This is a genomic window from Spirosoma arboris (assembly GCF_009754945.1).
Taxonomy (GTDB): domain Bacteria; phylum Bacteroidota; class Bacteroidia; order Cytophagales; family Spirosomataceae; genus Spirosoma; species Spirosoma arboris.
The window spans coordinates 56,981-69,744 of record NZ_WPIN01000023.1; the positions used below are offsets into that span (position 1 = coordinate 56,981).

The 12,764-nt window shown below is 46.8% G+C and carries 8 protein-coding genes; 4 read left to right on the forward strand and 4 right to left on the reverse strand.

Features of this window, described 5'->3' with window-relative positions:
* Positions 1 to 10 precede the first annotated feature (10 nt).
* Positions 11 to 3,502 (forward strand): PVC-type heme-binding CxxCH protein, encoded by a 3,492-nt coding sequence (locus GO755_RS35870; protein ID WP_227687223.1) that lies wholly within the window; start codon positions 11 to 13, stop codon positions 3,500 to 3,502.
* 62 nt (positions 3,503 to 3,564) lie between these two features.
* Positions 3,565 to 3,774 carry a hypothetical protein gene (locus GO755_RS35875; RefSeq protein WP_198175032.1) on the forward strand — a complete coding sequence of 70 codons (210 nt, stop codon included), beginning with the start codon at positions 3,565 to 3,567 and terminating at the stop codon, positions 3,772 to 3,774.
* A 127-nt stretch (positions 3,775 to 3,901) separates the two neighbouring features.
* Here GO755_RS35875 and GO755_RS35880 read toward each other — a convergent pair whose 3' ends face one another.
* Together GO755_RS35880 and GO755_RS35885 are read right to left on the reverse strand one after the other, a co-directional pair.
* Positions 3,902 to 4,342 (reverse strand): response regulator, encoded by a 441-nt coding sequence (locus GO755_RS35880; RefSeq protein ID WP_157590259.1) that lies wholly within the window; start codon positions 4,340 to 4,342, stop codon positions 3,902 to 3,904.
* 18 nt (positions 4,343 to 4,360) lie between these two features.
* Positions 4,361 to 6,799, reverse strand: a complete 2,439-nt coding sequence (locus GO755_RS35885; protein WP_157590260.1) for a PAS domain-containing protein — start codon at positions 6,797 to 6,799, stop codon at positions 4,361 to 4,363.
* Positions 6,800 to 6,985: 186 nt separating this feature from the next.
* Between GO755_RS35885 and solA the strand changes: the two genes are divergently transcribed.
* Both solA and GO755_RS35895 read left to right on the forward strand, forming a co-directional pair.
* The gene (gene solA, locus GO755_RS35890) at positions 6,986 to 8,143 is read left to right on the forward strand and encodes an N-methyl-L-tryptophan oxidase (protein WP_157590261.1); all 1,158 of its coding nucleotides are present in this window, start codon (positions 6,986 to 6,988) and stop codon (positions 8,141 to 8,143) included.
* Positions 8,144 to 8,278: 135 nt separating this feature from the next.
* On the forward strand, positions 8,279 to 8,632 hold the full coding sequence (locus GO755_RS35895) for a hypothetical protein (RefSeq protein ID WP_157590262.1): 354 nt from the start codon (positions 8,279 to 8,281) through the stop codon (positions 8,630 to 8,632).
* A gap of 114 nt (positions 8,633 to 8,746) precedes the next feature.
* Here GO755_RS35895 and GO755_RS35900 read toward each other — a convergent pair whose 3' ends face one another.
* Together GO755_RS35900 and GO755_RS35905 are read right to left on the reverse strand one after the other, a co-directional pair.
* Positions 8,747 to 9,154 carry a VanZ family protein gene (locus tag GO755_RS35900; RefSeq protein WP_157590263.1) on the reverse strand — a complete coding sequence of 136 codons (408 nt, stop codon included), beginning with the start codon at positions 9,152 to 9,154 and terminating at the stop codon, positions 8,747 to 8,749.
* A 119-nt stretch (positions 9,155 to 9,273) separates the two neighbouring features.
* Positions 9,274 to 12,150, reverse strand: a complete 2,877-nt coding sequence (locus tag GO755_RS35905) for a PAS domain-containing hybrid sensor histidine kinase/response regulator (RefSeq protein ID WP_157590264.1) — start codon at positions 12,148 to 12,150, stop codon at positions 9,274 to 9,276.
* Positions 12,151 to 12,764 lie beyond the last annotated feature (614 nt).

Sequence of the window (12,764 nt, forward strand, 5' to 3'; positions counted from 1 at the left end):
CATGAACGTCATGAAAACTAGCTGGCTGCCGAAGTTCTTCCGTCGACTGATCATCATACCGGCTATTCTGCTGATTACCTCCTCTGTCAATCAGGATAACCGACAGGAAAACCCTAATCCTGATGTGAAGCGTGAGCTTGATTCTTTTAAAGTTGCCGATGGATTTGAGGTTACGCTCTTTGCTGCCGAACCGCTGGTAGCCAAGCCTATACAAATGAACTGGGATGCCGACGGTCGGTTGTGGGTAGTAAGCAGTACAGCTTACCCGCATCTGAAAACGGGCGAACAGGCAAACGATAAGATTTTTGTTCTGGAAGATACCGACGGCGATGGCAAGGCTGATAAGTCGACCATTTTTGCCGAAGGCCTGATCACGCCCACCGGAATCCTGCCGGGCGATGGGGGTGTATATGTGGCTAACTCAACCGAAATCCTGCATTTCGCCGATACGGATGGCGATGGAAAAGCGGACAAAAAGCGCCGGATTTTGGCTGGTTTTGGTACTGCTGATACACATCACCTCATTCATACGTTTCGGTGGGGGCCAGAAGGACTCCTTTACTTCAATCAGTCCATTTACATTTATAGTCACGTAGAAACACCAGCGGGTATCAAACGCCTGGAGGGTGGTGGAGTCTGGCAGTTGAATCCCAAACACCTCGAACTCGATGTTTACGCCAAAGGATTGGTTAATCCGTGGGGCTTGCAATTTGATCGGTGGGGTCAAAGTTTTCTGACAGATGGTGCTGGTTTTGAAGGTATTAACTACGCATTCCCAGGCGCCACCTTTCTCACGTCGCCCGGTGCCGCCCGAATCCTGCGCGGACTAAATCCGGGTCAACCCAAGCATAGTGGATTGGATGTAGTTTCGGGTCGCCACCTGCCCGAATCCTGGCAGGGAAGTGTCATCACCAACGACTTTCGGGCCAACCGGATCAACCGGTTTAAGCTCGAAGAACAGGGGAGTGGCTATGCATCCAAGCAGGCAGAGGATTTGTTATGGACGGATCATGTCGCGTTTCGGCCAGTCGATATCTCTGTTGGCCCAGATGGTGCCATTTACGTAGCCGACTGGTACAATCCTATTATTCAGCATGGTGAGGTAGATTTTCATGATCCACGCCGGGATCACGAACATGGCCGTATCTGGCGGATTGTTGCCAAGAACCGACCATTAGTCAAAAAGACGCAGTTAAGTAAAGCCAGTATCAGCGAACTTTTGGAAGACCTGAAAGTACCCGAAGACTGGACCCGTTTGCAGGCCAAGCAGGTTCTTAAAGCGCGCGGAACAAAAGAGGTGATTCCTGCCCTCCAAAAATGGGTTCAGGAATTGGACAAAAAGGACGCCGACTACGAACATCAGTTGCTGGAAGCACTTTGGCTGTATCAAACGCTTGAGGTAGTCAACGAGCCGCTTTTACTACAGCTTTTGAACGCCGAGAATCACAAGGCTCGGGCGGCTGCGTTGCGGGCGCTTGAATTATGGTATCCTAAACTAAGCAATGTACCCGCTCTTCTTACCAAAGCAGTAGGAGACAAGCATCCGCAGGTACGTCTGGAAGCCGTGATCGCTCTCCGAAAAGTACAAACGGCAGAGGCCGCCCGCACAGCGTTGACCGTATTAGACAACCCAATGGACGAATTCCTGGATTTTGCTCTTTGGCAAACTGTGCGGGAACTGGAGCCGTTGTGGATGACACGATTGAAAAGTGATCCTGCTTTCTTCGGCAATTTCAAGAAGGCCACCTTTGCGCTGAAATCGGTGAGTAACCCCACGGCGGTTGCTCAACTGGCTCAACTGTATCAAAAAGATCAGATACCCGAAGAATATCAAAAAGATGTAATAGGGTCGATTGCCAAATTCGGCAGTGCCGCCGATTTGACGATCATTTTTGACAAAGCCCTTCAGGAGAACAGCAGTTCAACGAAACGGGTAACCACACAAACTAGTCAATTGAGCGCTCTGGAAGAAGCAGCCCGTCGGGGTGTGAAACCCAGTGGTAATCTGAACAGAATTACCGGCTTTATCGATAACGAAGATGATGCCATTGCCACGAATGCTATCCGGCTGATTGGTTTATGGGGGCTGAATGAACAAAATGAAACACTGGTAAGTCTGGCTCAAAAAGGCGATAAAGGTAAACGGAAAGCCGCTTTGGGGGCACTGGCTGCACTGAATACCGATCAGGCCCGAAAGTCGCTAATTGACTTGACGGGTGCGAAAAATCCGGCCGATGTACGACTGGCAGCCGCTTCTCAATATGTTTCCGTAAATGGAACGGAAGCGGCCAAAATTGGGGCCGACCTGCTACGAACTTTGCCGCCACAAACGGATGTATCTGAGCTTTTTCAGGCATTTTTGACAAATAAGCAAGGTACACGAGCACTTGCCGATGAGTTGACGGCGCGGAAAATACCAGAAAATAGAGCCAAAGAAGGGCGGCAGTTTATGCAGCGTGGCGTACCATATAATCGGCGTAACGCTGATGAGGTTAAACTCCTGACACAAGCCCTGGAAGCATCTGGTGGTGTTTTAGTTCCTGAGAAAATGCCACAGGAACTAACTGCCCAGGAAATCACCAGCCTGGCAAAAACGGCGAAAGAAACGGCTGACCCTGTTAAAGGAGAGCTGGTCTTTCGGAAAAGTAACCTCACCTGCCTCACGTGCCATGCGATAGGCGGAGCCGGAGGGCGCATTGGTCCGGACTTGAGTAGCCTCGGAACCAGTTCACCCGCCGAGACGATTATCCGGTCTATTCTTTACCCAAACCAATCCATTAAAGAAGGGTTCGAGCTGCAGCGTGTCGCGAAAAAAGATGGTAGTGAATTAATGGGCTATCTGGTTGGCAATGGCAGTTCCGAACTCATAATTCGTGACGTCTCGGGCTCAGAAGTTTCCATTCCTAAAAGCCAGATCAGCAGTATTGAAAAAATACCGGGTTCACTAATGCCGCCGGGATTAACCGCCAGCCTAGATAAAGAGGAGTTTGTGAACCTCATTGGATTTCTGTCAAAAATGGGTGAATCGGGGAAATTCCGAGTACCCACAGCCCGATTTGTACGTCGCTGGAATACCGTTTCGGCCAACAAAGAACTGGCTAAAAAAATTGGGACAGACGGGATCGGCTACATTGCGAAGGATAATGCAAAAGTATCGTGGCAACCTGCGTATAGTAAAGTAGCTGGCGACTTGCCTCTGGACGAACTACCGGTCATTGACGTGAATGCAGGTAAGCGATACAGCTTCGTTCGATTCGATATTGAAGTGGTTAGTAAAGGAAATGTAAATCTGGCCATGAACTCAACGGCTGGTTTAAGTGCCTGGGTGGGTCAAAAGCCACTTAAACTAACCGATCGTGGCGTAGTGGCCGACTTTTCGCAGGGAATTCATTCGATTACAGTGGCGATTGACCGAAGTGTACAGAAAGATGGCTCTCTTAGTATTCAACTTCTGGACGCAGATAGTTCACCTGCTCAAACAAGGCTTGTGATAGGACGTTAGTTAATGTACCCACGGGCTGAAGCCCGTGGGTACAATTCATACAACCTACAACTTTAGAAATTATGAACCCGGAAATGAAATCTGGTCTCGCTGAGCTCATTGCTCAATTAGAAGCACTACAAATAAAGGCAACGAGCTTGTTGGGATCTGTTGACGCGAATCACCCTGATGCGCACCAGATTACCGACGCAGCCGGATTTATTACGGACGCCATCAATAGTCTGCAAAAAATAGGATTTGGTCTGGAATCCGAAACCAGCTATGACGACTAGTCGTTCTGTTGATCTATCCCAAGTATAGAGGCAAAATTTCAAACGCAGAGACGCGGAGAACACAGCGTGGATAAATCATCCTCAACTCTATGTTCTCCGCGTCTCTGCGTTTAAAGAATATAACTACTTACTGGTCATTACTGTGTCGGACATCCAGCAACGTAACGGTCTCAAACCAGTAGGTTTTTAAATTGCTTAAATACGTCTTCCAGTCACCGTAGCTAAACGGTTTAACCGTAAAGGAGGACGCACCGAATATATAAGCTCGCTCTACAATCTGAGCTGTTTTATTCGCCGACAACACGACAACGGGTAGGACACGGCCTTTCGGATGGGCACGTAACAGCGCAAGAAAGTCTAATCCGTCAACTTTATCCTGTAAGTCGATATCGAGTAAAACAATTTTTGGGCCTTTTCCTTCGAGCTCTTCGATATACTGTTTTGCTTCTTCGAATGAGCTGACATGGATAAATGAAGCTTCGGTGAAGCTAGTTTTTGCCGCCTTACTCAGGATATCGGCTACATTGGGGTCATCATCGACCAGTAAAATGGGAAATTGGCTGGACATATCCGGTTAAGAGTGGGTTTATGCAGGAAAATACAAGCTAAAGGTAGCGCCTTGCCCAGGTTTACTATGAGCCGTAATAGCACCACCGTGGTTAGCTACTACTTTTTCGCAGATGGCTAGCCCAATGCCTGTTCCAGCAAATTCACTCTTGCTATGCAGTCGTTGGAAAACCTGAAATATACGATCTATATACTTTTCGTCAAAACCAATACCGTTGTCTGAGACCTCAATACAATGGTACATTGGTGTTACGCGGCCAGGCTTTATAGAGGGAGAAAGCTCAGAATTAGCTACCGTTCTGGCAGTTACCTGAATCACTGGAGCGATAGTGGGCTGGCGAAACTTTAGTGCATTACTCAGTAAGTTCTGAAATAACTGCTCCAGCTGTGACTTGTCGCCCTGAATTCTGGGTAACGGATCGACTGTGACAAGAGCACCCGTTTCCTGGATACGCAAATCTAAATCGCCCAGAACGGTGCCAACTACATTATTAAGAGAGACTAAAGAGGATGCGTCTTGCCGGGTAGAAATCCGTGAAAAACTCAGCAGGTCTTTAATCAGGTTTGACATCCGGCTGGCTGCTGCCTGCATGCGCTCCAGATAGCCAATGCCATCGCCCAATTGGGCTGCATACTGACTTTTGAGCAAATCACCGAATTGCTGCACCTTGCGCAATGGCTCCTGTAAGTCATGACTGGCTACATAAGCGAACCGCTGCAAGTTCTCATTGGATCGGCTATATAGCTGATTGGCTTCTTCCAGTTCTTCGTTGGTGGCTGCGTATTCTTCATTCGTAGCTGCCAGTTCTTCGTTGATTGCCGAAAGTTCTTCATTCGCAGCTTCCAATTCTTCTGTGCGTTCCTGCACCTGATGTTCCAGGGCAATCTGTAACTGACGTTGGGAAGTAATATCCTGTGCTGTACCCGTAAGCGACAATGGCTCTCCAGCGTCATCATAAAACACCTGTGCCTGTGCACTTATAATACGTACCTGACCCGTAAGCCGGTTAATAATTGGATGCTCATTGTGATAAATACCGGATGAACCGGGCGCAATAGTGGCGGCTATTGCATCGGCAACCGATTGCCTGAACTCGTCGGGGAGCGGATTATAGGCTTCGTCCATGCTCTTCGTTGACTCGGAGAAACCTAGCCAGTCCATAAATCGCTCCGAATAGCTAAAGCGGCTGGTTTTGACGTCCATACTCCAGGTAGCGAGTTCGGCTAGTTCAATAGCCCCCCGAAGAGAAGATTCTGTTTTTTCCAGTTGCTGCTTGGCCAGAATCAGGTCTGTTATTTCGGCAGCCGTATTCATTACGCCGTACACCTTTCCCGAAGCGTCGTAGAGGGGTGTAAAACTATAATTGAAATAGTACGGCTGTAATTTCCCATCTACAGTAATATCGACACGTTGGTTTTTGGCGTGGAAAGGCGTACCAGTTGTGTACACATGATCCAGCTGCTCAAAAATTTCCTGATTTGACAGTTCGGGTAATAGCTCCGAATACAACTTGCCCACCACATCATCGCCCTTTCCGAATACCGCTTTAATTGACTGATTAGCAAGTTGTATCCGCATGTTGCGACCCACATAAACGCCAATAGGGAAGGGCGCACTTTCGACCAGACTGCGCATTTGGGCTTCGCTGTTCTCAAGTTTCTGCAAGGCTAGTACCTGATCTGTAACGTCCAGGACCAGACCTGTAACCTCCCATGGTTTGCCTGACTCATCCATGATGTAAGCTCCCTGCACGCGAATCCAGTGAACAGAGCCATCGTGCCAGATAAACCGAACTTCAAATCGAATCCTACCCGTTACTAACCCATCGGCATAAGCTTGCTGCCGAATAGCACGATCATCGGGATGGATAAAATTAGCCAGCGTAAACTGATCGAACTGCGTGGTTTCTAGCCCCGTTAGAATTTTAGCCAGTAAAGGTTGGTAATCAATATGTCCATCGGCTAACCGAAGATGAAAAGTGGCTACATCGGCCACCTCAGTAGCTAGCTGGTTAATCTGCTCCGAAGTAGCTAAATGCTCCTGTTGCCGTATCAGGGCCGTAACGTCCTGAGCAATACCCGATAACCGAATGGGATTTCCCTGTTGATCAAAATGGGCTTTGCCTTTACATTGCACCCAACGTGATGGATGAGCGTCGCTCTCGAGGGTACGGAGTTGAATATCAAACAGACCATCGGATGGGCTATCGAACGCTTCTTGCCTGGCTGCATCTACCCGCTCCCGATCGTCGGGATGAATTCGGGTGAGTACCTGCTGGAAAGGAACCGTCTCCTCGCCCGGAAAACCAAATAGTTCCTGGCAACGAGTATTCCAACGGATAAGCTGGTTACCGGGGGTAAAATCCCAGGTACCGATTCCGGTAGCCTGTAGTGTAAATTGTAACCGCTCAAGTTCGGCGGCTATATCCTGATCGAAGGGCTTTTGCTCGTCGGTCATTGATTCGTCAGTGATTACAGATAAATTTCTTGCAGTTAACTAGATATAGCAAAGTAAGGTTTTACGTTTAGAGGAAACCGTCATCTATTAGCTTACTTTTTTGGTAAATAGCAGAACTTGGGATAATTAGTAGGGCAGCTTGGGAATAGTCAAATTCATCGTCGGTTTTTGTAAGGCAATACGTTTATGATTTTTGATGCGATTGTGGTCGGATTAGGGGCTATGGGTAGTGCTGCCCTTTATCAGCTATCCAAACAAACACCTCATGTATTGGGTCTTGATCAATTTTCGCCACCGCACACATTAGGGTCTACATACGGCGAAACCCGAATTACGCGACAGGCCATAGGCGAAGGTACTTATTTTGTGCCTTTGGCCCTGCGATCCTACGAAATCTGGCGGGAGCTTGAGCAGCAGACTGGCGAGCGTCTATTGACCATTACAGGTGGTCTTTTTGTTGGCCAGGAGCAGTCTGACGTACAAATGCATCATAAACCCGGCTGGCTCCGAACAACTATTGAGGCTGCGGAGTCATTTGGTATCGCCCATCGTATGCTGGATACGGCTACGCTACAGCGGGAGTTTCCGCAGTTTAAGTTTCGTAGCAATGATATTGGCTATTATGAAAAGGAAGCTGGCTTTCTGAATCCAGAACGTTGCATTTCAGTACAACTGGATCAGGCTCGCAAAAACGGCGCAGCTGTTCGGACAAATGAGCGAATGCTGTCGATTGAGTCGAAGGGAGATTTAGTGACAATACGAACGGATCAGGCGACGTACCAAACCCGGAAATTGATTCTTACGACCGGCTCCTGGATCGCTGAATCGCTTCGGGATACCCCTTATTCTAACCTACTGCGGGTTTATAGGCAGGTTTTGTACTGGTTTGCTATTCGGGGCGACTATCGGCAATATACCCCTGATCGATTTCCTGTGTTTATTCTGAGTGATCGGGAAGTGTATGGTTTCCCGGCAGTTGGTGGCCCTGCTGGTGGGCTCAAAATTGCGACAGAAGTATATGAACACTCAACTTCCCCCGAATCCGTAAATCGCATCGTGAGTCAGGCCGAAACGCAGGCAATGTATGAGCAGCACATTGCTCCAAATTTTGTAGGAATTGGTCCTGAATGCGTTAAATCGGCGGTTTGCTTATATACCATGACACCCAACGGTGATTTTATCATTGATCAGCATCCAACCAACCCTTCTATCTTACTGGCCTCTGTCTGTTCAGGTCACGGCTTTAAACATTCGGCTGCTGTAGGTCAAATTTTAGCTGAGCTGGCCTTAGAAGAACAGACAAGGTTTGCTATTCAGGCGTTTCGGCTAGCGCGCTTTTCTTGACTTTATGATTAGTTAACTAATTGAGATTATTGGTATATAAAATAGGTTCTCTACTATGAAAAAAATAAGGTTGTAACACATTGGTAAATGAATTACTGGCATGATTGATGATGTGTTTACTCAGAAAAGTCAATTATGATCCTTGACAAACAAACTCGTACTGTTTTCTCATCTATCAGCCAACCGCTTATCTGTTTTTGGAATGCCAGAGCCAGTCAGGTGAAGGAAGTTTACGAGGCTTACACAAGTTTGTGGTCATCAACACCAAGTGAGGCCCAGGCCAGAGATATTTATGATTCTCTGATTGCCATAGCTCTGGCCGAAGGTAAATGCTATCCCATAAATTGGCTGATAGAGGAGATACGATTTGAGGCATTCGCTGCGGCAACGGGCGATCGTAAGTGGGCTGCTCTTATGGATTTGACCTATGGCAAAAAGAGTGACGAAGAGCTGGATCTATACAATGAGCGAATGACAAGAGAGCTCTAAATAGAGTTTAGGTATTAAGGATCGTCAATATATTATCTATTTAGTAGAATCCACAGAATCTATTTTGGTCAGGCTCTGGAATCATCGATTTGCTGGATCGGGCAGAAAAGTCCGTTATTTACTGTGAGATCTGAATTTTCTTAGGCCGCTTACCAAAACAAAAGAAGTAAACAAGCCCGCCAAAGCTCCTGTAGCACCCCAGCCAATATCCTCAAAACTAAAGAAGCGACTAGGAATAAGAAGCTGACCGACCTCTGCAAGGGTCACAATTCCTACCAGAATCAGCCACAATATCAGCCATTGGAATATTGAACGAGGCTGAGAAGAGGGTAAAAAACCGGCAAATAAACCCATAAACACAAAAGGAACCGCCGTGCGTATATTGCCATTTGCGTGAACGTCGGTCCAACGCGATACCCAATTAGGAATAAACCATATATGCTTAAAATCATAATGGGGTTGCCAGCTTAAATAGAGAATCAGAGCAACACCAATAGAAAGTATTAAATAGGTTAAACGCATAGGTAATCCGCAATTTTGATTGCAAAAATGTTAATAATGGTCCACTTCTTAATCGAGTCTACGCTCGTTTGTTTACCTCAGATAAGATACATACTTATTTGCTAGCTTCTCTGCCTAAATCACATGTTATCAAACGTAGACTGAATAACAGGTAGTTCTGCTTCAAGCGTCTGCAAATATTGGTTTACCAGAGGTGTTACCTTAGCCACTGTCTGGCCATCGCCTATTTGAGCTCCCAGCACCTGACTTAGGCGAACCATTTCGGTTAAGCCAAACATTTTGAAGGCGACTTTTTGTGTATGTATAATTCCGCCAATGGTAGCTAAGTCGCTTTGCTCCAGGCATTCCTGAATTTTCTGAATCTCACCAGGCGTTTGCTCCAAAAATAACTCCATGACTTCCGCTGCAAATTCCCGGTCGTTGTCCAGGGCGCTCAGTAATACCTCTAATGAGAAACTGGGTTTTACATCCACCACCGCTTTCGGTTTTGTTGAAGACGGTCCCTCCGAATAATGGAGAGGGGTGTACTTGCGTAAAATACGCTGCAACTCCTCCACCTGAAAAGGTTTAGGCAGGAAGTCGTTCATGCCGGCCTGTAGGCACTGCTCTCGCTCGCTCGCTAAGGCATGAGCCGTCATGGCGATGATTGGCACATCTTTTTTCAAGGTAGTACGAATGTGGCGAGTGGCCGTGTACCCATCCATGACTGGCATTTGAATATCCATTAACACAAGATCAAAATCTTCTTTCTGCAGGCGAGCGAGTGCTAACTGACCGTTTTCAGCTAGCTGGGCCGTGTACCCCAACCGTTTAAGGACCTGAAGAGCCAGTTTCTGATTCATCAGGTTATCTTCCACGATTAGAATACGAAGGTTTGAGTGTTCTGGATTCAAGGCAATGGCCGAGCCTGGCGTAATCAGATCAACCGGAATAGCGGCTATTCTGTAGGGAAGCTCCAGGGTAAAACAGGAACCCTCTCCAAGTGTACTGGATACGTTAACCCAGCCGCCCTGCATTTCGGCGAGCGATTTAACAATATTCAGACCGAGACCCGTGCCACCATAATACCGGGTTGTGAAATCGCTGGCCTGGCGGAATCGCTCAAAAATGTGAGGTAAGATATCTGGCGCCATGCCAATACCCGTGTCCTGCACAATGAAGCGTATTCGTACCGATTCTGCCGTTTCCGCCCTTTTTTCAATGCGTACCCGAACACCCCCTTTCTGGGTGAACTTGATTGCATTGTTCAATAAATTAACTAAAATCTGCGTCAGGCGGGTTGGATCACCTAACACAACTGCTGGCAGGGTAGGGTCAGTTTCGACGGTAAGCCATAGATTCTTTTCCGTAGCTGCCGAGTGAAGCATTGTCCGAATAGAATCGGCCAGTGATGGAATACTAAACGGAATAGATTCTAAAGGCAACATGCCGGCTTCAATCTTCGAAATGTCGAGAATGTCATTGACGATATTGAGCAGGTTTTTGCCGGCTGTCCGGATAAAACTGGTGAATTCGGTTTGTTCCGAATCAAGAACGGTCATTTCGAGGAGGTTCGAAAAGCCGAGGATTGCATTTAGAGGAGTGCGAATCTCATGGCTCATATTAGCCAGAAACTGCTTTTCTGTATGTCGAGCATCTTCTGCTATCTGGCGAGCCTGAGCCAGTTCTTCTTCAAGACGTTTGCGCTCGCTCAAATCGAAATGGATACCCATTGAGCCAACTAAAGCGCCGTTTTCGTCGAATATAGGTACACCGCTCACCAGCACCCAGATTCGGGTACCGTCTTTCCGCATCAGTGCCATTTCGTAGGAGCCTGTATTGCCCTGTTTTCGTTGCCCCTGCTGCTGGTTAAGCACCGGCTTATATTCAGGATGTACCAGTAAATCAGCGGCATTCTGGCCAACTAATTCCTCCTGCGTGTAACCCATCATGTCGCAGAATCGGTCGTAGGCGCGCAAAATCGTTTGCTCGTTATCGACTTCGAGTAAGCCCAGTTCCATCGTGTTCATGATGGATCGATATTTTTCTTCGCTTCTGCGGATACGTTCGTCCGTCTGGTATTTTTGAGTAATGTCTCTGTACTTCCATAAATGGCCCCGGTATTGGCCAGCCAGCCAGATAGGAATATAATCCCACTCCAGTATTCGGCCGTCGGCCAGATTAATCATTCTATCTCTGACTGCGACTCGATTGGCTACAACCTCGTCCATCCCTTGAAAGAATTGTTCCGCATTCGCAAATAAAAGGGCTGGCGGAACAGCTACTGAAACGAACTCCTGACCAACCAATGCATCGGGTGACTGGTCAATGCTGAACAGATCGCAATACAACTGATTGGTTAAGGTAATTTTTCGGTTTTCATCTTCCACCAGCACACCCGTATGCAGGTTGGTAATGAGTGATTCCAGTCGAGCTTGGGTCAATTGAAAGGAATCTTCCGTGAGTTTTCGTTGGGTAATATCCCGGGCCACAGCTACTAGTTCGGGAACCTGCCGATCGTCCTTAACCAGTCCAACCGTCTGACCAATCCAAACGGTACGACCATCTTTAGCCCGAACCGGAAACTCAATGTAAGTGGCAGATTGACCAGTTTGAACCATTGTCTGGTAGAACTTGATCAACTCCGCCCGATAATCAGGTAGGATCAGATGGACAAAATGCCGGCCAATCAGTTCTGCCTGAGTGTAGCCTAAACAGTTCTCCATCATCGAATTAGCAAATGTAAAATAGCCTTCAGGCGAAATTTTGAAAATTATATCCTGAACCGAATCGATGAGTTGTCGGTACTGGTATTCACTTTGCTGGCCTTGCTCAAGATTGATTTTTATCTGTTGGTTTAATTTATTGGTGAGCAGGCTGTGCTGCTCCTCCAACTTGGCAAGGCGTAATGATTTTATTTTCAGTTGGCGCTCAACCCGTCGTTGCTCCTTTTGCTGGCAGACTAACTGACGCTTGAGACGGCTAAACCGACGCTGTATAGGTTCTGGCGAGTTCATATTTATGCATTGATACTAACAAAGGTGGCAACTCCTACGGGAAGATACCTGCGTATGGCTCACTACTTTTACTTTATTATATACCTATTTTTGATTTTTCTACAAGTAGGTGTTTAAACCTCAAGAAAGATACAATCACTAAGAACGTGGGAATACTGTATAATTTCTGAAAGGTGCCTGCATCAAGGGTAGCCAACGTCAATACACCCGCTAATCTGGAAACTCCGCCTGACGCACCGAATTGTCTTTTTATGAAGAAGACTAAGGCAGGATGACTAGTTGTTAAACTAAAACAAATTAAGTTAAGGCCGAACTGTATGCGCACATTTGCAGGAAATTCAGTTAATACAATGCGCATCTCACTCAGATAAGCAACAAGCTAGGATGTATTGGTATTTGTTACCAAAAATATATTATAATGTCTATATTTCAATTTTTGTGCTATTTTATTTTGACTTGACTTTCTCTTTAGTTGTCAATTTAAGATTCTTGTATAATTGAAGATTGTTTGATTTTGCCTTCGAGAGCCTGAGTTTGATCTAATGGAGTATTTTCAGAGAAGCTTTTTTATCGGGCTAGATAACTGATTGTCTAGCATTTAATCAATTGATTGA

Coding starts and splice junctions, on each gene's coding strand:
- GO755_RS35870 (WP_227687223.1), top strand. CDS start 11: ATGAAAACTAGCTGGCTGCCGAAGTTCTTCCGTCGACTGATCATCATA.
- GO755_RS35875 (WP_198175032.1), top strand. CDS start 3,565: ATGAACCCGGAAATGAAATCTGGTCTCGCTGAGCTCATTGCTCAATTA.
- GO755_RS35880 (WP_157590259.1), bottom strand. CDS start 4,342: ATGTCCAGCCAATTTCCCATTTTACTGGTCGATGATGACCCCAATGTA.
- GO755_RS35885 (WP_157590260.1), bottom strand. CDS start 6,799: ATGACCGACGAGCAAAAGCCCTTCGATCAGGATATAGCCGCCGAACTT.
- solA (WP_157590261.1), top strand. CDS start 6,986: ATGATTTTTGATGCGATTGTGGTCGGATTAGGGGCTATGGGTAGTGCT.
- GO755_RS35895 (WP_157590262.1), top strand. CDS start 8,279: ATGATCCTTGACAAACAAACTCGTACTGTTTTCTCATCTATCAGCCAA.
- GO755_RS35900 (WP_157590263.1), bottom strand. CDS start 9,154: ATGCGTTTAACCTATTTAATACTTTCTATTGGTGTTGCTCTGATTCTC.
- GO755_RS35905 (WP_157590264.1), bottom strand. CDS start 12,150: ATGAACTCGCCAGAACCTATACAGCGTCGGTTTAGCCGTCTCAAGCGT.